The following is a 22,149-nucleotide window of genomic DNA, read 5'->3' as shown; positions in this document are numbered from 1 at the left end:
TTGCCTTCGCGGGCCGGAAGGACGACATAGCGGCTTTACGTACAGGAGCCTGCACGCCCTCGATGGTCACTCTCATCGACACCCTGACCAAGACCCCCGCCGAGCTTCGTCACCCCGAGAAGCAGAATCGGCCGGAGAGCGCGGTCCTGCGCAAGCCCGACTGGCTGCGGGTCAAGGCCCCGGGGTCGGGCCAGTACAATGCCACCAAGGCCATCGTGAAGGACAAGGGGCTGGTCACCGTCTGCGAGGAGGCCGCCTGCCCCAATATCGGCGAATGCTGGAGCCAGAAGCACGCCACCCTGATGATCATGGGCGACACCTGCACGCGGGCCTGCGCCTTCTGCAACGTCAAGACCGGTCTGCCGCAGCCGCTGGATCCGGAAGAGCCCGGCAAGGTCGGCCTGGCCGTGGCCCAGCTGGGTCTGAACCATGTGGTCATTACCAGCGTCGATCGTGATGACCTCGCCGACGGCGGGGCCGCCCATTTCGCCGAGGTCGTGCGCCAGATCCGGCTGCAGGCCCCGAACACCACCATCGAGATCCTGACGCCCGACTTCCTGCGCAAGGACGGGGCGTCCGAGGTGATGATCGACGCCACGCCGGACGTGTTCAATCACAACCTCGAGACCGTGCCGCGGCTGTATCTGAAGATCCGTCCCGGGGCGCGCTACTTCCACAGCCTGCGCCTGCTGCAGATGGTCAAGGAACGCGATCCGAACCAGTTCACCAAGTCCGGCATCATGGTCGGCCTGGGCGAGACCCGCGAGGAGGTCATGCAGGTGATGGACGACATGCGGTCCGCCGGCGTCGATTTCATCACCATCGGCCAGTATCTGCAGCCGACGCGCAAACATGCGGCCATCGACCGGTTCGTGACCCCTGACGAGTTCAAGGCCTATGAGGCCATCGCCCGGGCCAAGGGCTTCCTGATGGTCTCGTCCAGCCCGCTGACCCGCAGTTCGCACCATGCCGGCGACGATTTCGCCCGGCTGCGTGCCGCCCGACTGGCCCAGACTGGACGCTGACCCGGACTTGACCGCGCACCGCGTCACCCGCGTCCTGCCCTATGCGCCCGAACAGTTGGCCGCGCTGGTTGCCGACGTCGAGGCCTATCCCCGCTTCGTCAAATGGGTCACCGCCATGCGCGTCTGGAACCGGCGCGACGAATCCCTCGCCGTAACGGTGCTGGACGCCGAGGCCCAGGTCGGCTTTTCCTTCCTGACCGAACGGTTCTCGACCTGGGTGCGTCATGACCGGAGCGTGCCGATGGTCGAGGTCGGCCTGATCCGCGGTCCGTTCCGGCATCTGAAGAATCGCTGGACCTTCCATCCTGATCCCGGCGGTACGCGGCTGGAGTTCATGATCGATTTCGCCTTCAAATCCCCGATCCTGAACGCCATGCTCCAGGCCAATTTCGACCGCGCGGTCTCGGCCCTGATCGGCAGTTTCGAGGCCGAGGCCAGACGGCGCTATGGGGCGAAACCATGAGCTTTGATTTCGACGCCACCGTGGTCGGGGCCGGGGCCGTCGGCCTGGCCTGTGGCCGGGCCCTGGCCCGGCGTGGCCTGACGGTCCTGGTTCTGGAGCAGGCCGCGCACATCGGCCAGGGCGTGTCCTCGCGCAATTCCGAGGTCATCCACGGCGGTCTCTACTATCCGACCGGATCGCTGAAGGCCCGGTTCTGCATCGAGGGCCGGCGCGCCCTCTATGCCTTCCTCGAGAGCCGCAAGGTCGACTACCGCAAATGCGGCAAGCTGGTTGTGGCCACGCAGGAAGACGAGGTCGCGCGGATCGAGGCCATCTTCCAGCAGGCGACGATAAATGGCGTCGAAGGGCTGAAACATCTGACCGGGGCCGAGGCCCGGGCGCTGGAGCCGGGGCTGAACGCCCACGCCGCCATCCTGTCCCCCGAGAGCGGGGTGTTCGACAGCCACGGCTATATGTCGGCGCTGGAGGGCGAGATCGCGGACGCCGGCGGTTCGGTGGTGGTCTCGACCCCGTTCGAACGGGCTGCCCCCCTGGCGGACGGCGGCTTCACCATCACGGCAGGCGGGGAGGGCGGAACGAGCCTGACCACCCGCCTGCTGGTCACGGCGGCGGGATTGCAGGCCCAGGCCGTGGCCGCGCGCATCGAGGGCTATCCGGCCGACCACATCCCGGCCGGTCATTTCGGCAAGGGCGTCTATTTCCGCCTGACCGGCAAGGCACCTTTCGAGCGGCTGATCTATCCGCCGCCGATCGCCGGGGCCCTCGGCACCCACTATCGCAAGGACCTGGGCGGCCAGGCCGTGTTCGGGCCCGATCTCGAATTCGTCGAGACCGAGGACTATTCGGTCGATCCGGCCAAGGCCGAGGTCTTCGCCCACTATATCCGACGCTTCTGGCCCGGCCTGCCCGAGGGCGCACTGAGCGCTGACTATGCCGGAATCCGGCCCAAGCTGCACGGGGCCGGGGAGCCCCAGCCGGATTTCCAGCTTTGCGGCCCCGAGGTGCACGGCCTGGATGGGTTGATGGCCCTGTTCGGGATCGAGAGCCCGGGCCTGACCAGTTCGATGGCCATCGGCGAGGCCGTGGCGAGCCGGCTGCTCGATGTCTGACGCCATTGTCCTGACCGAGGCGACCCTCGCGGATCTTCCGGAGCTGCAGGCCCTTGTGCACGGGGCCTATCGCGGCGACAGCGCCCGGCGCGGCTGGACCCATGAAGCCGATCTGCTGGACGGCCAACGCATCGACCGGCCCTCGCTGGAGGCGGCCCTGGCCGATCCGGCCCAGCTGATCCTGCTGGCGAAACAGAACGGCGATCTGGCCGGCTGTGTCCAGATCACCGACCGCGGCGACGGCCTGGCCTATCTGGGCATGCTGTCGGTCGATCCCGCCCGTCAGGCCGGGGGGCTCGGGCGACGGCTGGTGGCGGCGGCCGAGGCGGCGGCCCGCACCCGGTTCGGGGCCCGCCGGATGGAGATGACCGTGATCATCCAGCGTGTCGAACTGATCGCCTGGTACGAACGGCTGGGCTATGGGCGCACCGGTGAGACCCGCCCGTTTCCGGCCACTGACCCGCGCTTCGGCCTGCCTCGGCGGGATGACCTGGCCTTCACCGTGCTGATTCGGCACCTCGCCGCCGAATCAGCCTGAGCGGGCCGGGCGGGCAGGGGGCACCATCCGCTCCGGTCCGGAACGCCTGTCACACGGCCACAGCCACTGTCGTGCGCAGGGCACTTGAATCCGGTCCGACATTCCGGCATAAGCCCCCGCTCACGTGGCGGCTCTCCTGAGGGCCGCCGCATCTGTTTTCGCGTCCTCACCGGCGCACCGACCCTGAGATCGAGACGGTCATGGCTGTTCCCAAGCGCAAAGTATCGCCCTCGCGTCGCAATATGCGCCGCGCCCACGACTCGCTGGGGGCCAACCCCTATGTCGAGGACAAGGACACGGGCGAGCTGCGTCGCTCGCACCACATCGACCTGAAGACCGGCACCTACCGCGGTCGTCAGGTCATGACGCCCAAGGAAGACTAGGTCTTTCCATCGGTTTGAACGAATTGACGGCGCGCGATGACATCGCGCGCCGTTTTCGTGCGTTGTACTTCCGGAACACAAACCGGAGCCCCGTCATGATCCGTATCGCCACCCTTGGATCCGTTGCCCTTCTGGGCCTTTCCGCCTGCAACGCCCCGGAGCCGGCCCCACCGCCGGCGGAGCCCGCGCCCGCCCCCGCCACACCGGCCCGCCCCCCGGCCGCCAACACCCTGACGCCCGAAGGATTCGGCCCGCTGCGGATCGGCATGACCCGGGCCGAGATCGCCGCCGCCCTGGGCGAGGACGCCAACCCCGACGCGGTCGGTGGTCCCGACCCGGAAGCCTGTGACATGTTCCGTCCGACCCGCGCGCCCGAAGGCCTGCTGGTAATGGTCGAGGACGGCGTCCTGACCAGCGTACAGCTGACGCGGAACACCAGTATCGCGACCGATCGCGGCCTGTCCGTCGGCGACACGGCGGCGGAGGTCAAACAGACCTACGGAAGCGCGGCCGAGGTCAGCCCGCACAAATATGTCGAGGCCCCGGCGGAATACATCACGGTCTGGACCACGGGGGACCATGCCAGCGCGGCGGCACGGGGCGTCCGCTACGAAATCGACGCGGAGGGGCGGGTGCAGAGAATCAGCGTCGGCGGCCCGTCGATCCAGTATGTCGAAGGCTGCGCCTGACCATTGGCGTATGCAGGCGGCTGGGCTACACCGGCACGGTTCCCCTCCCTGCACAGAGCCGCTCCATGACCGACATCGCCGACATTGTCGCCCGCCAGATTCTCGACAGCCGCGGCAATCCGACGGTCGAGGTCGACGTGATCCTGGACGACGGCAGCTTCGGTCGGGCCGCCGTGCCCTCGGGGGCCTCGACCGGGGCTCATGAGGCGGTGGAGCTGCGCGACGGCGACAAGAGCCTGTGGGGCGGCAAGGGAGTCGGCAAGGCCGTCGACGCGGTCAACGGCGAGATCTTCGACGCCCTGTCCGGCATGGATGCCGAGGACCAGCGCCGCATCGACGAGGCCCTGATCAATCTCGACGGCACGGAGAACAAGGGCCGGCTGGGGGCCAACGCCATCCTCGGCGTCTCCCTGGCCTGCGCCAAGGCCAGCGCCATCTCCTCGAACCTGCCTCTGTACCGCTATCTGGGCGGGGTCACGGCCCGTGTGCTGCCGACGCCGATGATGAACATCATCAACGGCGGGGCCCACGCCGACAATCCGATCGACATCCAGGAATTCATGATCCTGCCGACCGGAGCCGAGAATTTCTCCGAAGCCCTGCGCATGGGGGCCGAGATCTTCCACGCCCTCAAGGCCCAGCTGAAGGACGCCGGTCACAACACCAATGTCGGCGACGAGGGCGGCTTTGCCCCCAACCTGGGATCGGCCGAAGAGGCCCTGGCCTTCATCACCCGCGCCGGTCAGGCGGCGGGCTATCTGGCCGGCGAGGACTTCCACCTCGGCCTCGACGTCGCCGCCACCGAATTCTTCAAGGACGGCAAGTACGTTCTGGCCGGAGAGGGCAAGACCCTCGACCAGGACGGCATGGTCAACTACCTGGCCGACCTGTGCGAACGCTTCCCGATCATCTCGATCGAGGACGGCTGTGCCGAGGACGATTTCGACGGCTGGAAACAGCTGACCGACCGGCTCGGCGACCGGGTCCAGATCGTCGGCGACGACCTGTTCGTGACCAATCCGATCCGTCTGGCCGCCGGCATCGGCGAGGGTCTGGCCAATTCCATCCTGATCAAGGTCAACCAGATCGGCACCCTGTCCGAGACCCTGGACGCCGTCGATATGGCCCAGCGCGCCGGCTATACGGCGATCATGAGCCACCGCTCGGGCGAGACCGAGGATTCGACCATCGCCGACCTGGCCGTGGCCACCAACTGCGGACAGATCAAGACCGGCTCGCTGGCCCGGTCAGACCGCACCGCGAAATACAACCAGCTGCTGCGCATCGAGGAGATGCTGGGCGACCAGGGTGTCTATTTCGGCGACGGCATGCTTCTGAAATAGGTCGCAGAGTCTACGGTCAAGCTACGGTTTGTTAGGCATTTCCGGTCAGGATTCAGTCATTGCTAGTTCGCGCTCAGAAGGAGCGTCCGCGGTGCCTGAACGGATGAAGCCCTACACCCTGTCTGCCTGCCTGTTGCTGATGGTGGTCTATCTTGGCGTCCAGGCCCTGACGGGCCAGCGTGGCCTGCTGAGCGGCGGCCAGCGCGACGCGCTGCTGGACGCGCGCGAAACCCAACTCAACCGCATCGTCGCCGAGCGCAGCGATCTTGAGGTTCGCGTGCGCTATCTGCGCAGCGACAGCCTGTCGCGTGACCTTCTGGAAGAACGGGCCCGGGCCGTCATCGGATACGCCGACCCTCGCGACTATGTGATCCCGATCACCGACACCGCCCCGGCGGCGGTCCAGGGCAGGGCAACCTCCCGGAAGTCCTGAACTTTCGTTACAGTCCGGCGGGGCGCTTTGCCTTTGGGGAAGGAAGGCTGCTAAAGCCCGTTTCCGTAACGACAAGAGGCCCTTCAACCAGGGCCCAGCCGGGAGATGACGGATGGCGAAAGCCCCCGCCGCCAAGACTGATTCAAAGTCCGCGAAGATTCCGAACACGCCCGGGGCGTCGAAAGACGACCTGCTGCGCTTCTACCGCGAGATGGTGCTGATCCGCCGCTTCGAGGAACGGGCCGGCCAGCTCTATGGCATGGGCCTGATCGGCGGCTTCTGCCACCTGTACATCGGCCAGGAAGCCGTGGCCGTGGGCGTGCAGGAAAGCGTGCGCCAGGGCCATGACAAGATCATCACCGGCTACCGTGACCACGGCCATATGCTGGCCGCCGGCATGGACCCGAACCAGGTGATGGCCGAACTGACCGGTCGGTCGGGCGGCTCGTCCAAGGGCAAGGGCGGCTCGATGCATATGTTCGACACCGCCACCGGCTTCTACGGCGGTCACGGCATTGTCGGGGCCCAGGTGGCCCTCGGCACCGGCCTGGCCTTCTCGGGGCGGTACCGCGGCGATGACTCGGTCGCCTTCATCTATTTCGGCGACGGCGCGGCCAACCAGGGCCAGGTCTACGAGAGCTTCAACATGGCCCAGCTGTGGAAGCTGCCGGCCATCTACATCATCGAGAACAACCAGTATGCGATGGGCACGAGCATCGAGCGCTCATCGTCCACGACCGACCTGAGCCAGCGCGGGGCCAGCTTCGGCATCCCCGGCGAACAGGTCGACGGCATGGACGTCCTGGCCGTGCGTGACGCGGTCGCCAAGGCGGTCAAACGGGCGAGGGAAGGGGGCGGCCCCTTCATCCTCGAGGTGAAGACCTATCGCTATCGCGGTCACTCGATGAGTGATCCGGCCAAATACCGATCCAAGGAAGAGGTCGACGAGGTCAAGAAGACCCGCGACCCGATCGATCACATCAAACTCCTGCTGACGGAGGCCAAGGCCACCGAGGACGAGCTCAAGGCCATCGACGCCGAGGTCAAGGCCATCGTCGCCGAGGCCGTCCGCTTCGCCCAGGAAAGCCCGGAGCCGGACCCGTCCGAGCTCTACACCGACGTCTATGTGGAGGCCTCAGCGTGACCGACATTCTGATGCCGGCGCTGTCCCCCACGATGGAAGAGGGCACGCTGACCAAATGGCACATCAAGGCCGGGGACACCGTCTCCGCCGGCCAGGTGATCGCCGAGATCGAGACCGACAAGGCGACGATGGAGGTCGAGGCCGTCGACGAGGGCGAGGTGCTGGAAATTCTCGTGGCTGAAGGCTCCGAGAACGTGAAGGTGAACACGCCGATCGCCCGTCTGGCGGGCGAGGACGGGGCCGCTGCGCCCGCCCCGAAGGCAGAGGTGACCGCCGGGGCCGAGCCCGCGGAGTCCTCCAAGGAAGAGCCCGCCAAGGCCCCGACCGCGCCGAAGGTCGAACTGCGCGACGCCGAGATTCCCGAAGGCACGAAGATGGTGCGCACCACGGTCCGCGACGCCCTGCGCGACGCCATGGCCGAGGAGATGCGCCGCGACGACAAGGTCTTCCTGATCGGCGAGGAGGTCGCCCAGTACCAGGGGGCCTACAAGGTCAGCCGTGAACTGCTGCAGGAGTTCGGCGACACCCGCGTCGTCGACACCCCGATCACCGAGCACGGCTTTGCCGGTCTGGGTGTCGGCGCAGCCATGGCCGGGTTGAAGCCGATCGTCGAATTCATGACCTTCAACTTCGCCATGCAGGCGATCGACCACATCATCAACTCGGCGGCCAAGACCCTGTATATGTCGGGCGGCCAGATCCGCGCCGACATCGTCTTCCGCGGCCCCAACGGCGCGGCAAGCCGCGTCGGAGCCCAGCACAGCCAGGACTATTCGGCCTGGTACGCCCAGGTGCCCGGCCTGAAGGTCATCGCCCCCTATGATGCGGCCGATGCCAAGGGCCTGCTGAAGGCCGCGATCCGCGACCCGAACCCGATCGTCTTCCTCGAACACGAGATGATGTACGGCACCGAGTTCGACGTGCCCGAGCTTGAGGACTGGATCGTCCCGATCGGCAAGGCCAGGGTGCGCCGCGAGGGCACCGACGTCACCATCACCGCCCACAGCCGCATGGTCGGCTTCGCCCTGCAGGCCGCCGAGCAACTGGCCGAAGACGGCATCAGCTGCGAGGTCATCGACCTGCGCACCCTGCGGCCGCTGGACCATGAGACCATCGTCGAAAGCGTCAAGAAGACCAGTCGTCTGGTCAGCGCCGAAGAGGGCTGGGGTCCGATGGGCGTCGGGGCCGAGGTCGTGGCCCGGGTCATCGAACACGCGTTCGACTATCTCGACGCCCCGCCGCTGCGGGTGCATCAGGAAGACGTGCCGCTGCCCTATGCCGCCAATCTGGAAGTGCTGTCCCTGCCGGGCGCGGACAAGATCATCAAGGCTGTGAAGGACGTTATGCGATGACCGTTGAAAGCAAGGCTCTGCCGATCCCGCCCGAACTGCTGGAGAGCGGCCGCACCGATGACGTCTCCGAACTGATCCGTATCTGGTGGGGCGGCGATCGCCCGCAGATGATCCTGCGTCCGGTCCTCAACGACGAACGTATGGTCGGCAGCGTCCTGGCCGAGGCCGCCTGGCATTTCTCGCGCGCCTATGCCGAGCGTCGCGGTCTGAACCAGGAAGAGGTGCTGGACACGATCCGTCAGTCCTGGACCGACGCCCATGACCGCTCCGCCGGCATCCGTGCGGCCGCCGCGGCGGGCGACAAGGTCGAGGCATCCGGGGAGACCCAATGACCGACATTCTGATGCCCGCCCTGTCGCCGACGATGGAGGAGGGCGTCCTCTCCAAATGGCACGTCAAGGTCGGCGACACCGTCAAGGCCGGTGACGTCATGGCCGAGATTGAGACCGACAAGGCGACCATGGAGGTCGAGGCCGTCGACGAGGGCGAGATCACCGAGATTCTCGTCGCCGAGGGTACAGAGGGGGTGAAGGTCAACACCCCGATCGCCCGACTGAAGCCGGACGGCGAGACCGCCGCCCCGGCCCCGAAGGCCGAGGCAGCCGAGACCGCGAAAGCTGAAAAGACCGAGGCGACGGCTTCGAAGGCCGAGCCTGCCCGGGCCGAGCCGACCAAGGCCGCCCCCGCCGCCAAACGCGCCGATGGTGCGCGCGTCTTTGCCTCGCCCCTGGCCCGCCGTCTGGCCGAACAGGCCGGTCTGGACCTGAACGCCGTGACCGGCACCGGTCCGCACGGTCGGATCGTCAAACGCGACATCGAGGCCGCCGGCAAGGGCGAAGCCCGCCCCGCCGCCGGTGCCCCCGCGAGCGCCGAGCCGCGCAAGGTCCAGTCCCTGGCCCAGATGGGCATCCCGGACGGCAGCTACGACCTCGTGCCGCTGGACGGCATGCGCAAGGCCATTGCCCGGCGCCTGACCGACAGCTTCCGCGACGTGCCGCACTTCCCCCTGACCATCGACTGCGACATCGACGGCCTGCTGGCCTCGCGGGTCAAGGTCAACGCCCTGCTCGAGAAGGACGGGATCAAGGTCTCGGTCAACGACTTCATCATCAAGGCCTCGGCCATGGCGCTGAAGGCCGTGCCGGAGGCCAATGCCAGCTATTCGCCCGAGGGCATCGCCCTGCATCACCACGCCGATGTGGCCATGGCCGTGGCCATCGACGGCGGCCTGATCACCCCGATCATCCGCAAGGCCGAGACCAAGACCCTGTCGCAGATCGCCACGGAATCGAAGGACCTGGCCAAACGCGCCCGCGACCGCAAGCTGAAGCCGGACGAGTTCCAGGGCGGCACCTTCTCGGTCTCCAACCTGGGCATGTTCGGGATCAAATCCTTCGCCTCGATCATCAACGAGCCCCAGGGCGCGATCATGAGCGTCGGGGCAGGGGAGCCCCGCCCGGTGGTCCGGGATGGCCAGCTGGCCGTGGCCACGGTGATGACCGTGACCCTGACCTGCGATCACCGCGTGGTCGACGGCGCGATCGGTGCGAAATTCCTGCAGGTGTTCAAGGCGATGATCGAGAACCCTGTGACGATGCTGGCGTAAGGACGACACCGTGGCTGAATTCGATCTCCTCGTCATCGGCTCGGGTCCGGGCGGCTATGTAGCCGCCATCCGCGCCACCCAGCTGGGCCTGAAGGTCGGCATAGTCGAGCGCGACCTGTTGGGCGGCATCTGCCTGAACTGGGGCTGTATCCCGACCAAGGCCCTGCTCAAGTCCGGCGAGAAGTTCGAAAGCCTGTCGCATCTGAAGGAATTCGGCCTGTCGGCCGAGAAGGTCGGCTTTGATTTCGACGCCATCATCGCCCGCTCGCGCGGCGTGGCCAGACAGCTGAACGCCGGCGTCGGCTATCTGATGAAGAAGAACAAGATCGAGGTCATCGAGGGGACCGCCCGGCTTGAAAAGGGCAGCGCCGCCCCGAAGGTGGTCATCGCCCTCAAGGCCGGCGGCAGCCGCACGGTCGAGGCGAAGACGGTGATGCTGGCGGTCGGGGCCCGGGCCCGGGCCCTGCCGCAGATCGGCCTCGCGGCCGACGGCGAGCGTATCTGGGCCTATCGCGAGGCCATGGCCCCCAAACGCCTGCCCAAATCCATCATCGTCATCGGCTCGGGGGCCATCGGCATCGAGTTCGGCAGCTTCTATCGCGCCCTCGGTGTCGACGTCACCGTGGTCGAGGCCCTGCCGCGCATTCTTCCCGTCGAAGATGAGGAAGTGTCCAAAGCCGCTCAGAAATCATTCGAGAAACGCGGCTTCAAATTCCGGGTCAACGCCAAGGTCACCAAGGTGTCGAAGAGCGGCAAGGGTGTCCAGGTCGCCATCGAGGCCGGCGGCAAGACCGAAACCCTCGAGGCCGAGGTCTGCATCTCGGCGGTCGGCATTACCGCCAATACCGACGGCATCGGTCTGGAAGCCCTGGGCGTGGCCATGGACCGCGGTCACATCACCATCGACGGCCACTGCCAGACCAATGTGAAGGGCCTGTACGCGATCGGCGACTGCGCCGGGGCCCCCTGGCTGGCCCACAAGGCGTCGCACGAAGGTATCCACGCCGCCGAACATATCGCCGCCTTCAAGACGCCCAACGTCCATTCGCCGATCGCCGGCTGCACCTATTCCCAGCCGCAGATCGCCTCGGTCGGGATCACGGAGCAGGGGGCCCGCGAGGCCAAACGCGAGGTCAAGGTCGGCCGATTCCCGTTCAAGGTGAACGGCAAGGCCATCGCCGCCGGCGACACCGACGGCTTCGTCAAGACCATCTTCGATGCGAAGACCGGGGCCCTGATCGGGGCCCATATGATCGGGGCCGAGGTCACGGAGATGATCCAGGGTTTCGTCACCGCCATCACCATGGAGGCGACCGAGGAAGATCTGCACGGCACCGTCTATCCGCACCCGACCATGTCGGAAGCGATGCATGAGTCCGCCCTCGACGCCTATGGTCGCATGATCCACCTCTAGCCGCGTCAGGGCTTGCCTTGAGTGGCGGCACGGCGTCGAATGCCGGGATGAGCCGTATTCATACCCATGGTGAGTCCCACCTCGTATCCCGCATCGGCTGGATGCGCGCCGCCGTCCTGGGGGCCAATGACGGAATCGTCTCGACCGCCAGCCTGATCGTCGGCGTCGCCGCGGCCGGATCCGGCAAGAGCGCCATCCTGATCGCCGGCGGGGCGGGACTGGTCGCCGGCGCGCTGTCGATGGCCGCCGGGGAATATGTCTCGGTCAGTTCCCAGTCCGACACCGAAAAGGCCGATCTGGCGCGCGAGGCCCAGGAACTGCTCGACAATCCCGAGGCCGAACATCACGAGCTGGCCGGCATCTATATGATGCGGGGTCTGACCCCGGACCTGGCCGCCCAGGTCGCGACCCAGCTGATGGCCCGGGACGCCCTCGGGGCGCACGCCCGTGACGAACTGGGCATTTCCGAAATCACCACGGCGCGGCCGATCCAGGCCGCCTGGACCTCGGCCGCGACCTTTGCCGTCGGGGCCGCGGCACCGCTGATCATCGTCGGCGTGACTCCGTCCAACCTGACCATTCCGCTGGTCAGCCTGACCTCGCTGGTCTTTCTGGCCGCCCTCGGCGCGGCCGGTGCCCGGGCGGGTGGAGCCGGCCTGGTGCGGCCGGTGGCCCGGGTGGTCTTCTGGGGGGCGGTGGCCCTGGCCGTTACGGCGGGCATCGGCAAGGTCTTCGGCATCGTCGCCTGAGGGGACGGGTCCAGAGACCCGAAACCGAGCCTCGCCGCGCGATCCGTTTATCGCCTAAGATATATTATGCGAAATATGAGACCGGCAATTCGACCCTGGAAGGGCCTGTTACAGTGCGAACCGACCACTCCAGCCGTCGAACGCCACCTCAACACCAGCCGGAACAATGACAGACAAAGCGTTGTAATCCAGATCAAGATGCAGATTGGTCAGCACAGCTCTCGGCACGCCAGACCGCGCGATCCAGTCCAGGGTCAGGTCCAGATGGGCGTGGGTCGGATGCGGCGTCCAGCGCAGCGCATCGACGATCCAGAGTTCAGACCCGCGCACGGCCTCCAGCGCCGGCTCATCCAGACCCGAGACGTCACTCGAATAGACCACAGGCCCGATCCGGTAGCCGACCGAGCGGATCGGCCCGTGCGCCTGGTCGAAGGTGTTAACAGGCAGGGGGCCGCCCCCGCCGTTAACCATCCAGGCTTCACCGTGGGGCGGTATCGCCCGGGCGTCCAGAACGGCCGGATAGCCCTCGACGCTCTCGAAGATATAGGGAAACCGCCCGGTCAGGGCCGCGGTCGTCGCGGCGTCCATCCAGGCCGGGATTCGCTGGCGTTTGCGCATGGCGAACACCCGCAGGTCGTCGATGCCGTGGGTCTGGTCGGCGTGGTCGTGGGTGTAGAGCACGGCGTCGACGTGTTTGACCCCGGCCGCCAACGCCTGGCTGCGCAGGTCCGGCGAGGTGTCGATCAGCACGCTGGTGATGCCCCCTGCCCCGTGTCGCCGCAGCAGCAGCGAACAGCGACTGCGACGGTTCCTCGGCTCGGCCGGATCACAGTCACCCCAGTCCCCGTCCCCGCGCGGTACGCCACCGGACGAGCCGGAGCCGAGGATCACGACTTCCAGTTCACCCGCCATGCTCAGGCTCCCGCCGGTCGGGGAATACGGTCGAACAGGGCAAAGAAGGCGTCCGTCGTCTGCCGCTCAGCCTCGACCGCGCTCCAGCCGCGGATCTCGGCCAGCTTTTCCAGCACATGGCCGACATAGGCCGGCTCATTGCGCCGTCCCCGATGCGGCATCGGGGCCAGATAGGGGCAGTCGGTCTCGACGATTATCCGGTCGGCCGGCAGGGTCCGGATCACGGCCCGGACCTCTTCGGCGGCCTTGAAGGTAGCAATGCCCGACACCGAGAACCAGGCGCCAAGTTCGACAGCCAGATCAGCCAGTTCCTGACCACTGGTATAGCAATGCATCAACAGTTTGAACGGCCCGGCGGCGTGTTCCTCGGCCAGGACCGCCCCCATCACCGTATCGGCCTCGCGCGTGTGCACCACCAGCGGCAGGCCGGTCTCGCGCGCGGCGGCGATATGCTGGCGGAACACCGTCGCCTGGATGTCGCGCGGGCTCAGGTCATAGTGGAAGTCGAGGCCGCATTCGCCGATGCCGACCACCTTGGGACGCGCCGCCAGATCGATCAGGGTGCGAGCCGTCAGGTCGGCCGCATCCTTGGCTTCATGCGGATGGACCCCGACCGTGCACCAGATGTCGTCATGGGCCACGGCCAGGGCGTGGGTGGCCTCAAAGGTGGTCAGCCGGTCCGAAATCTCGACCATCAGGCCGACGCCGGCCGCACGGGCCCGGGCGATGACCGCGTCACGATCCTCATCGAACTGGGGCGCGTGCAGGTTGACGTGGCTGTCGATCAGCATCAGCCCGCCGCCTTGGTGCGCGCCAGATCCGCCAGGGCCCCGGCCAGGACGTCACCACGATCGAGGTTCAGTCCGGCGGTCCGGTCCGGCAGGTCCGACAGCCGGGTCCACAGTTCGGCCCAGCGGGCCCCCTGCCCCCTGCCCTCATCCAGGGCCCGCATCTTCACCGCGGCGATCAACCGGTCCATCAGGGTCTCGAACCGCGCCTGACCCTCGACCCCGCGGAAACCGTCGGCGATGGCCAGGGCCTCGGCCCGGTCGACCGTGACGGCCTCGACCCAGCTGCGCGCCAGCCGGTCAGCCTCCAGGGTCGAGCCCGAGGCCAGGGCCAGGGCCGCGCCGGGCGAGCCATTGGCCAGGCCGGCGATCCGCCCCGCCTCCTCCGCCTCGAGTCCGGCCCGGTCCCGCAGCAGCTGTGCCAGCGCCGCCGGGGTCCAGACCGGAAAGGCCAGCCGGCGACAGCGCGAGCGGATGGTCGGCAGCAGCCGCCCCGGCGCATGGGTCACCAGCAGTACGACACCGCGCGCAGGCGGCTCCTCAAGAACCTTCAACAAAGCATTGGCAGCATTGACATTCAGGTCATCGGCCGCATCCACAATCGCCACCCGGTACTGGGCCCGCGACGGGCTCTTGGAAAAGAATTCCGGCAGATCACGGGCCTGGTCGACCGAGATGGTCTTCTTGGTCTTGCCGCCCTCGACCAGTCGCTCCAGCACCATCAGGTCGGGGTGCGACTGGGCCGAGACCAGCTGGCTGACCGGATCGTTCGGCCGCGCCCCCAGCGGCCCGCGTGCCGGGTCGGGTGCGGCCCCCAGCAGTCGGCGCGCGGCGCGATAGGCGAAACTGGCCTTGCCGGTGCCCTCGACCCCGCACAGCAGCCAGGCGTGATGCAGCCGTCCCCGATCGCGGGCCTCCTCGAACGCGGTCTCCGCCGCCAGGTCCGGCACCAGGTCGAAACGGTCGCGCGGATGGTCGGTCATGAGGTGCGCGCCTGGACAGCCGCCCAGACCCGGGCCTCGATCTCGTCCTCGGTGCCGTCGGCGTCGATCAGCACGCAGCGTTCGGGATGATCGCGGACGATCGCCAGAAAGCCCTCGCGCAGCCGGCTATGGAAGGCCAGCCCCTTGGACTCGAACCGGGTCTCGAACAGGCCGCGCCCGAACGCCCGTTCCAGGCCCACCTCGACCGGCAGGTCGAACACCAGGGTCAGGTCCGGCTGGTCGGTACCGACGATACCGGCGTCCAGCTTTTCGATGAAATCCGGCGACACACCGCCCCCGGCCCCCTGGTAGGCGCGGCTGGAGTCGGCGAACCGGTCACAGACCACCCAGTCCCCGGCCTCGAGGGCCGGGCGGATGGTCCGCTCCAGATGATCCGAGCGCGCCGCATACATCAGCAGGGTCTCGGTGCGGGCCGACCAGCGTTCGGCGTCCCCGGCGACGACCAGGTTGCGGATCGCCTCGGCACCGGCCGAGCCACCGGGCTCGCGCGTCTGCACGACGCCGCGGCCTTCGGCGCGCAGGCGTTCGACGAGCCGGCGGGTCTGGGTCGACTTGCCGGTTCCCTCGCCGCCTTCGAGAGTGATGAAGATTCCACTGGACACCGGCGCACCATGACGACCCGGGACGGCCCTGCAAACCCTCCGCCGGATTTCAGGAGGCGGATATCAACAGGGCGTCGTCGACCCCGCGTGCCAGAACGGCCTGACGGGCCCGTTCTGCGGCATTGGCGTCATTCCAGGGCCCGACCAGAACCCGGTACAAGCGACCCTGTGAGGTCCGGACCTCATCGACCGTGGCGCTGTCACCCAGTCGCCCGGCGATGCGCTGGGCGGTGCGGCGATTCGCATAGGCCCCGGCCTGGACCCAGTAGGTGGTGCCGCTGAAGGCCAGGGCCGGCTCCGGCGCGGCCGCCTCGAGCCGGACCGGCGCGCTGGCCGACGCCGTCTGCAGCCGCATCCCCCCGCCCTGGCGCGGTGCCCGGCCCAGATAGCGGACCCGCACCTGGCCGACGCCGCGCGAGAGCAGGTCCAGTTCCTCGGCCGCGCCGCGCGACAGGTCGATGATCCGGTCGTCGACGAACGGCCCCCGGTCATTGACCCGCAGCACCACGCTGCGGCCGTTGGCCAGGTTGGTGACCTCGACCAGGCCCGGCAAGGGCAGGGTCTTGTGGGCCGCGGTCAGGGCATGCATGTCGAATATCTCGCCGGTCGAGGTCGGACGGCCGTTGAACTGGTCGCCGTACCAGGACGCCATGCCGACCACATCATAGGTCGGGTCCTCGGCCGGCCGGTACCACTGCCCCCGGATCTGGTAGGGCCGCATCGTGCCCGAGACGATCGGGGCCGGATCGGTGACCACCGGCAGTCGCGCCCCGGCCGTAAAGCCCCCGTCGCGCGCGCCCGCGCTGGCGCAGGCGGCCAGCAGCGACATCAGGCCCAGGATCAGGGCCGCCTTCAAAAATCGCGGGGTCATGGCGGTCGGTACGGCTCTCATGGTGGCTCAAACATGCCCCAAGACATTTCCGCTTTGGTTAACCGGCCGTTTGTTTGCTATGCCCCCTCGCCCGCACCGGATTTGCGAATCCGGTCCGCAGGACAGGTGGCCGAGTGGTTTAAGGCAGCGGTCTTGAAAACCGCCGTAGGTGTGAGCCTACCGTGGGTTCGAATCCCACCCTGTCCGCCATCGCTACTGAATTATCCTTATAATTCATTACCTTGGACGGGCATTTGTTTTCCCTAACAACACCGGTCCCAGCTCAGGGCTGGAGCGCGATGCCGGGTCAGCGTCATGGGCAGTCCCCGGGTCTCAGCCCGAGCGCGGCCACACACCGTTTGACCTGAGGCCCCGCCTGACAAAAAGCGGCCAGATCTTGCAGACCACCAGGGACTGAACCCGCTGGCAACTAGCTGTCCCAGCGCCGGACTTTCAGAGCAGGCCGGCCGTGTAGGCTGCATAGGCAAGATATGCCGCGACGAGGATCAGGCCTTCCTTCCGGCTCAACCGTCCGCCGGAAAAGGCAAACACCATCACGACCAGCAGCGCGGCCACCAGAGCCCAGAGGTCGAAGGCCATGATGCTGGCGGGCACGCCGGTGGGGGCGATCACCCCGGTGAGGCCACCGATGAACAGGATGTTGTAGATGTTGGAGCCGAGCACATTGCCGAGCGCGATCCCGCCCTGCCTGCGCCACGCCGCCACAGCCGAGGTGACCAGTTCGGGGACGGATGTCCCCACCGCCACCACTGTCAGCCCGATGACGGTGTCGCTGACCCCGAGCTGTTCGGCGATGCCGATTGCGGCATGCACCAGAAGGCTGCCGCCGCCGACGACCAGCGCCAGACCGACGACGAGCAGCATGAGGGCAACCGACAGACGGCCCTCGGGCTGATCGTGCGGAACCAGGGCCGGATCGATCGCTTCCATCGCCGCGGCGCGATCATAGGCGGCGCTGTGAAGAGCCCCCATGCGCTCCTGACGATAGGCAGAATAGATATAACCGGCCATCATGATCAGGAAGGCTAGACCGGCCACGCGGGTGAGCCCCACTGTCGTCCCGGCGGCCAGCAGCGCCAGGACAGCTAGAAGGCCCACGCCGCCGTCGCGCCACAGGGCGCGGCCACTGACCACGATTGGGGCGATCAGGGCGGCCACCCCAAGGATCAGAAGGGCATTGGCGATGTTCGATCCTACGATATTGCCGATGGCGATGCCTGGAGATCCGGCCAGGCTGGCCTGGAGGCTGGCGGCCAGTTCGGGCGTCGAGGTGCCCATACCCACGACCGTCAGGCCGATCAGCATCGGCGAGAGGCGCAGTCTCCCGGCGATCCGGACCGCTCCGCGCACCAGAAGGTCGCCGCCTGCAATCAGCAGGACGAGACCAGACAACAGGAACAGGGTATCGGTTGGCATAAGGCGTTCAGGCTTTGGCTGGAGAAACGGGAAGCCCCCCTCCGAGGACCTGACGGGTCGTGGAGGCGACGGCCCGGCGGACGGGAGCGTCGATCCAGGTATCGCGGCGGCGTCATTGCGAGCCCACCCCAGCCCCCGGCCGGCCGTCCCGATCGATGCCGCGTTGCCGGATGTCCTGACCGTTGGACTCTGTGCGCGAGACAAGAGGTGCCCGCCCGTTGGTTGCCCCCTCGGTGAGGCCCCATTGGCGACGGGTCTGCAGGTCAGTCAGCACCAACAGGTTCGGTTCGGCGGTCGGGGTCTGTGTAGAGGTCGCACTGCGGGCCGCGCAGCGCTGCCCCCGGGATCGCCGATCGCGCCCTGTCTTTCGGAAGCAAGGGTATTCAGGCTGTCAGCATCGGGACGTCGCGGACCAGGAGATCCACGATCCGGGGCGCCGCCTTGTTCCCCCGCTCACACGCTGATGTCGAAGGTCTGCCGGCTGGGCCGCCGGCAAGAGTTTTCGTCGGTGATCGTGCCCAGTGACTCGACCGGTCGGGTGGTTGGCGAGCTTTGATGGCCGGCGACCCGGCAGGTCACCTGCGCCGACTGAATGGTCCTTGCATGACTGGCGGGGCTCGAGGTCGGGCTGACTCTCATCGTCGATCCCCGTCACCGGGGACCAGGCCGCAGGACGCCGGATCAAGGCCGAGGATTTTGCAGAGTCGCCTGATCACCTCACGTTCCTCGGCGTCGAAGCCGCCGTCCGCCTGGGCGACAGAGCAAGCCGTTTCGATCAACAGGCGAGACGGGCCGGGCTGGCCGCGCAGCCGCGCAATGGCGACCTCTGCCGTCGCCTCCCCGTCGTCGAGATCCCGTTCGAGGCGCAGGTTCAGGGCTTCAAACATCAGGAGCGCATCGTCGGCACCGAAGAAGGCGATCGTCGGCGAATTCCGCATACGGTCGAGCATGCGATCACGCTCGTCGGGGGTGACCCAACCGGCCGCCTGGGCAACCATTGCACAGGCGGCGACAACCGCGTCCATCTGAACGATGTTGCCGGGAGTCCAGACGTCGTTCGGGTCGATCCCAGGTGGTTTTCGGAGCAATCTGGTTGAATGGGGCATGGAGCCTCTCCTTCTCTGTGGGGAGCGCTCGATGCCGAAGCCGTCGGTTCGATGGGAGGAAACAGCCGGACCCCGTCATCGAGCGCACCCGATGCGATCCGACATCACGATCCTGATGATCGTCAGAGGGGCCCGGGCCGCACGGTCAACCTGCCCGCGACGCCAAGGCATTGCCAATCAGGAATGGTGATGCAGCCGATAACCGCCCCTCATGCAGGGACGGGGCCTCGCTCGAGCGCACGCAAGACTTCCTGTGCAAGGAGGTCTGCCGGTCCACCCGTGCCCCGTGCGGTGACCAAGGCGATCTCGCTGTCACTCAATGTCGGGAGCGGCTGCCCAAGCACCGACAGGTCGCGCGGGGCCATGGCGGCGGGAAGGACCCCCACGCCGAGCCCGGCGCGCAGGGCCGCCATCTGACCGGCGAGGCTCGGCGAGGTGAAGGATGCGCGAAAGGCGATACCGGCGTCCGCGAGCGCGCCCAGGGCCCGTTTGCGATAGATGTCGGGTGCCGGCGCGATGATCAGCGGCAGCGGCGACGCCTCAATGATTGAAGCGTCCAGCGCGACCCAGACCAGCGGCTCGCTCCAGACCCGAACGCCCAGTTCGGGCCCCACGGGTTCTCTCTTGATCAGCGCCAGATCCAGCATCCCGCGCGACATCTGGTCGAGCAGATTGGCGGTGTAGTCGCAGGTCACCGACAGTTTGATACGGGGATGGCTGCGCGCGAAAGCGCCAAGGATCCCGGGGAGATGCATCGTTGCGATATCTTCGGGCGCGCCGAGCCGGACCTCGCCCTCCAGGTTCCCGTCTCCCAGCGTCGAGACGATCTCATCGTTCAGTCGCAACAGTCTGCGGGCCTGCGGCAACAGTCCTGCGCCCTCTGTCGTCAGGCCGATGCCCTTGCCTCCGCGATCGAACAGCGGCGATCGCAACTGATCCTCAAGCCGGCGGATCTGCAGGCTGACGGCCGGTTGGGTCCGGCCCAGCAATGCCGCCGTGCGGGTGAAACTGCCGGTTTCGAAAACCGTCACGAAGGCCCGCAGCAGGTCGACGTCCAGATTGACCAGCCGTTCAGTCATATCATTAGGATCCGTTATGATTCTCATCACACCAATAAACTGGATCGCCATTCCGGTCGAGGCCACTCGGCCCCACCTTCAGCGGGACCAGTTGACGCATGCCTGACTTCTCCACGAGCCTTACGCTTCTGACCTCCCCGGCCATCCTGTTCTTCTTTATCGGCGCAGCGGCTGCATTCGCCCGATCAGACCTGGCCATTCCCGAGCCGGTCGCCAAGGCCCTGTCGCTCTACCTGATGCTTTGCATAGGCTTCAAAGGCGGGGTGGAGGCGCGCGCCGCGGGGTTCGACGGGGATTTTCTGGCGGCGGGCGTGATCGGCGTCGCGCTCAGCGCCCTGATGCCGCTGATCGCTTTCGTCATCCTCAAGCGAATGTCCGGGCTTGATCGGCCGACCCTGTGCGCGCTGGCGGCGACCTACGGGTCGGTGTCGGCCGTGACCTTCGCCGCCGGCCAGCAGCATCTGGAGGCCGTCGGCTTGCCGTCCGGCGGCTATATGGCGGCCGTGCTCGCGCTGATGGAGACCCCCGCCATCTTGACGGCTCTGATCCTGCTCAACGGGGCCGGCCGCGGCGAGCCGGAACGGCGGAGGACGATCCTCAGGGAAGTGTTCGTCGGCGCGGCCTCCGTGATGCTGCTGGGCAGCGTCCTGGTCGGACTGATCTCCGGCGAGACCGGCATGGCCCGGCTGGACCTGTTTGTCGGGCCGCTTTTCCAGGGGGCCCTCTGTTTCTTCCTGCTGGATATCGGCCTGATCGCTGCGCGGCGGCTGATGGAGGGGGGACGCAAGCTGACGCCGGGCGTCATCGGTTTCGCCCTGGGCTTTCCCTTGCTTTCGGCGGCCGTCGCGCTGGGGTTGGCTCGTCTGGCCGGGCTGGAAGCTGGCGACGCCGCTCTCCTGACCATTCTCGCCGGCTCAGCGTCCTATATCGCCGTTCCAGCGGCCATGCGGCTGGCGACCCCCAAGGCCGACGCGGGCGTGTTCGTGACCGCGTCCCTGGCCATCACCTTTCCGTTCAATCTCACCGTGGGCATCGCCCTCTACACCGCGGCGGCCGGTTGGCTATGGGCGTGACAGGGCTGCGAACCTGGACCTCGAGATTGTGCGAAAAGTCGGCCCCGAGCCTGCGCCGCGATGGGATGGGATGGGCAAAACCACACCCTGGCGGTCGATCCGGATCACCCACCCGTCACGGGGACGGCTCCAGCGGCGGCAGCATGGCGAAGAAGGCGTCCGCAAGACGCGACGGCTCCACCGCGCTTGAAACGGCAAAGGCGTATTCGTGAACAATGCCCGGCGTGAACCGTCGCAACACCGTCTGGCCGCGCAGATAGGCCCTGGCCAGGTCCGCATTGACGATGGCCACCCCGACCCCGCGTGCGGCCAGGGCGCAGGCCGAGGCGACCGTATGGGTTTCGACCTGAATGCGCGGCACGGCCCCGACCTCGGCGAAGGCGGCCTCTACCCGGGCCCGGAACTGCTGGCCCCGCCCGAGCATGACGAGCGGTATCCCCTTCAGATCGTGCGGCGTGATCTCGGACTTCTCCGCCAGCGGATGGCCGAGGGGCAGCACACAGGCCGTCTGGCTCACCAGCACGGTGCGGGTCTTCAGGTCATCACGATTGAGCGGCAATTTGACGAACCCCGCATCGACGGCCCGCGCGGCGATCATACCCTTGGCCGTCTCGACCCCATGGGAATCGATCGACAGATGTACGCGCGGATAGGCCTCGAGGAATCGCGCGATCACGTCAGGCAGGATGGCCTCGAGAAAACTCGGCGGGGCCACGAGTCTGAGCTGGCCGACGCGAAAGTCGGCGATGTCGCGCGCCAGTTCCTGGACGCGGTCGACATTGTCCAGCGCCCGCTCGACCTCGTCGTAGAGAATGAGACCGTCGGTGGTCGGCACCAGACGTCCGCGATCCCGGTGGAACAGTTCAAAACCCAGATCCTGCTCCAGCTGTGACAGCAGTCGGCTTGCGGCCGGCTGCGTCAGACCCAGAGCTCGGGCGGCGGCAGTGACCGACCCGTATTGCAGCACGGCATGGAAGGCCCGCATCGAGCGCAGGCGGATCGGCTTGCGGGCGCTGCTCATAACCGGGA

24 protein-coding genes and 1 tRNA gene are annotated in these 22,149 nt (G+C 67.3%); 16 read left to right on the top strand and 9 right to left on the bottom strand.

The window, feature by feature from the left end; translation table 11 throughout:
- Positions 1-62: 62 nt before the first annotated feature.
- The 14 genes from lipA to PSV00_RS04805 all read left to right on the top strand — a co-directional run bounded on the left by lipA (position 63) and on the right by PSV00_RS04805 (position 12,248).
- Positions 63-1,025, top strand: a complete 963-nt coding sequence (gene lipA / locus PSV00_RS04870) for a lipoyl synthase (RefSeq protein WP_300445378.1) — start codon at positions 63-65, stop codon at positions 1,023-1,025.
- 7 nt (positions 1,026-1,032) lie between these two features.
- Complete coding sequence (locus PSV00_RS04865; RefSeq protein ID WP_300445377.1) at positions 1,033-1,488, top strand: type II toxin-antitoxin system RatA family toxin; 456 nt, start codon at positions 1,033-1,035, stop codon at positions 1,486-1,488.
- A complete protein-coding gene (locus PSV00_RS04860; RefSeq protein WP_300445376.1) occupies positions 1,485-2,597 on the top strand; it encodes an NAD(P)/FAD-dependent oxidoreductase in 1,113 nt (370 codons plus the stop codon). The genes PSV00_RS04865 and PSV00_RS04860 overlap by 4 nt, the downstream gene beginning before the upstream one ends.
- Positions 2,590-3,135, top strand: a complete 546-nt coding sequence (locus tag PSV00_RS04855; RefSeq protein WP_300445375.1) for a GNAT family N-acetyltransferase — start codon at positions 2,590-2,592, stop codon at positions 3,133-3,135. Before PSV00_RS04860 ends, PSV00_RS04855 begins: the two co-directional genes overlap by 8 nt.
- 200 nt (positions 3,136-3,335) lie before the next feature.
- Positions 3,336-3,518, top strand: a complete 183-nt coding sequence (gene rpmF, locus PSV00_RS04850; RefSeq protein WP_300445374.1) for a 50S ribosomal protein L32 — start codon at positions 3,336-3,338, stop codon at positions 3,516-3,518.
- 95 nt (positions 3,519-3,613) lie between these two features.
- A complete protein-coding gene (locus tag PSV00_RS04845) occupies positions 3,614-4,207 on the top strand; it encodes a hypothetical protein (RefSeq protein WP_300445373.1) in 594 nt (197 codons plus the stop codon).
- A 65-nt stretch (positions 4,208-4,272) separates the two neighbouring features.
- On the top strand, positions 4,273-5,550 hold the full coding sequence (gene eno, locus PSV00_RS04840; RefSeq protein WP_300445372.1) for a phosphopyruvate hydratase: 1,278 nt from the start codon (positions 4,273-4,275) through the stop codon (positions 5,548-5,550).
- A gap of 103 nt (positions 5,551-5,653) precedes the next feature.
- Positions 5,654-5,983: a septum formation initiator family protein gene (locus PSV00_RS04835; RefSeq protein WP_300445519.1), complete on the top strand. Its 330-nt coding sequence runs from the start codon at positions 5,654-5,656 to the stop codon at positions 5,981-5,983.
- Between the two features lie 112 nt (positions 5,984-6,095).
- Entirely contained in the window at positions 6,096-7,127 is a 1,032-nt protein-coding gene (pdhA, locus tag PSV00_RS04830; protein WP_300445371.1) for a pyruvate dehydrogenase (acetyl-transferring) E1 component subunit alpha, read from the top strand.
- Positions 7,124-8,479: a pyruvate dehydrogenase complex E1 component subunit beta gene (locus PSV00_RS04825; protein WP_300445370.1), complete on the top strand. Its 1,356-nt coding sequence runs from the start codon at positions 7,124-7,126 to the stop codon at positions 8,477-8,479. The genes pdhA and PSV00_RS04825 overlap by 4 nt, the downstream gene beginning before the upstream one ends.
- Positions 8,476-8,811, top strand: coding sequence for a DUF5076 domain-containing protein (locus PSV00_RS04820; protein WP_300445369.1), 336 nt, complete (start codon positions 8,476-8,478; stop codon positions 8,809-8,811). Before PSV00_RS04825 ends, PSV00_RS04820 begins: the two co-directional genes overlap by 4 nt.
- Entirely contained in the window at positions 8,808-10,085 is a 1,278-nt protein-coding gene (locus tag PSV00_RS04815) for a pyruvate dehydrogenase complex dihydrolipoamide acetyltransferase (RefSeq protein WP_300445368.1), read from the top strand. The genes PSV00_RS04820 and PSV00_RS04815 overlap by 4 nt, the downstream gene beginning before the upstream one ends.
- Positions 10,086-10,095: 10 nt before the next feature.
- Positions 10,096-11,499 carry a dihydrolipoyl dehydrogenase gene (gene lpdA, locus PSV00_RS04810; protein WP_300445367.1) on the top strand — a complete coding sequence of 468 codons (1,404 nt, stop codon included), beginning with the start codon at positions 10,096-10,098 and terminating at the stop codon, positions 11,497-11,499.
- Positions 11,500-11,546: 47 nt separating this feature from the next.
- A complete protein-coding gene (locus PSV00_RS04805) occupies positions 11,547-12,248 on the top strand; it encodes a VIT family protein (RefSeq protein WP_300445366.1) in 702 nt (233 codons plus the stop codon).
- A 108-nt stretch (positions 12,249-12,356) separates the two neighbouring features.
- On the opposite strand, the gene PSV00_RS04800 is transcribed toward PSV00_RS04805, so the two are convergent.
- Genes PSV00_RS04800 through PSV00_RS04780 form a run of 5 tightly spaced genes read right to left on the bottom strand, consistent with a single transcriptional unit; the run spans position 12,357 to position 16,446 of the window.
- The gene (locus PSV00_RS04800; RefSeq protein ID WP_300445365.1) at positions 12,357-13,160 is read right to left on the bottom strand and encodes an MBL fold metallo-hydrolase; all 804 of its coding nucleotides are present in this window, start codon (positions 13,158-13,160) and stop codon (positions 12,357-12,359) included.
- Between the two features lie 2 nt (positions 13,161-13,162).
- Positions 13,163-13,951 (bottom strand): TatD family hydrolase, encoded by a 789-nt coding sequence (locus PSV00_RS04795; protein WP_300445364.1) that lies wholly within the window; start codon positions 13,949-13,951, stop codon positions 13,163-13,165.
- Entirely contained in the window at positions 13,951-14,931 is a 981-nt protein-coding gene (locus tag PSV00_RS04790; RefSeq protein ID WP_300445363.1) for a DNA polymerase III subunit delta', read from the bottom strand. Before PSV00_RS04790 ends, PSV00_RS04795 begins: the two co-directional genes overlap by 1 nt.
- Positions 14,928-15,554 (bottom strand): dTMP kinase, encoded by a 627-nt coding sequence (gene tmk / locus PSV00_RS04785; RefSeq protein WP_300445362.1) that lies wholly within the window; start codon positions 15,552-15,554, stop codon positions 14,928-14,930. The genes PSV00_RS04790 and tmk overlap by 4 nt, the downstream gene beginning before the upstream one ends.
- A gap of 49 nt (positions 15,555-15,603) precedes the next feature.
- On the bottom strand, positions 15,604-16,446 hold the full coding sequence (locus PSV00_RS04780) for a septal ring lytic transglycosylase RlpA family protein (protein WP_300445361.1): 843 nt from the start codon (positions 16,444-16,446) through the stop codon (positions 15,604-15,606).
- A gap of 99 nt (positions 16,447-16,545) precedes the next feature.
- On the opposite strand from PSV00_RS04780, the gene PSV00_RS04775 reads away from it, so the two are divergent.
- A tRNA-Ser gene (locus tag PSV00_RS04775) sits at positions 16,546-16,635 on the top strand.
- A gap of 243 nt (positions 16,636-16,878) precedes the next feature.
- On the opposite strand, the gene PSV00_RS04770 is transcribed toward PSV00_RS04775, so the two are convergent.
- From PSV00_RS04770 to PSV00_RS04760, 3 genes are all read right to left on the bottom strand, one after another.
- Positions 16,879-17,862 (bottom strand): calcium/sodium antiporter, encoded by a 984-nt coding sequence (locus PSV00_RS04770; protein ID WP_300445360.1) that lies wholly within the window; start codon positions 17,860-17,862, stop codon positions 16,879-16,881.
- Positions 17,863-18,497: 635 nt separating this feature from the next.
- Positions 18,498-18,968 carry a TerB family tellurite resistance protein gene (locus PSV00_RS04765; RefSeq protein ID WP_300445359.1) on the bottom strand — a complete coding sequence of 157 codons (471 nt, stop codon included), beginning with the start codon at positions 18,966-18,968 and terminating at the stop codon, positions 18,498-18,500.
- Between the two features lie 209 nt (positions 18,969-19,177).
- On the bottom strand, positions 19,178-20,047 hold the full coding sequence (locus PSV00_RS04760) for a LysR substrate-binding domain-containing protein (RefSeq protein WP_300445358.1): 870 nt from the start codon (positions 20,045-20,047) through the stop codon (positions 19,178-19,180).
- A gap of 98 nt (positions 20,048-20,145) precedes the next feature.
- Between PSV00_RS04760 and PSV00_RS04755 the strand changes: the two genes are divergently transcribed.
- Complete coding sequence (locus PSV00_RS04755) at positions 20,146-21,120, top strand: sodium-dependent bicarbonate transport family permease (protein WP_300445357.1); 975 nt, start codon at positions 20,146-20,148, stop codon at positions 21,118-21,120.
- Positions 21,121-21,235: 115 nt separating this feature from the next.
- Here the strand turns inward: PSV00_RS04755 and PSV00_RS04750 are convergent, their stop codons facing one another.
- The gene (locus PSV00_RS04750) at positions 21,236-22,141 is read right to left on the bottom strand and encodes a LysR substrate-binding domain-containing protein (RefSeq protein WP_300445356.1); all 906 of its coding nucleotides are present in this window, start codon (positions 22,139-22,141) and stop codon (positions 21,236-21,238) included.
- Positions 22,142-22,149: the final 8 nt, after the last annotated feature.

It is taken from the genome of Brevundimonas sp. (assembly GCF_029945885.1).
Lineage (GTDB): Bacteria > Pseudomonadota > Alphaproteobacteria > Caulobacterales > Caulobacteraceae > Brevundimonas.
Note: the sequence above shows the minus strand (reverse complement) of the source record. Positions and strands in the feature narration are given on the sequence as shown.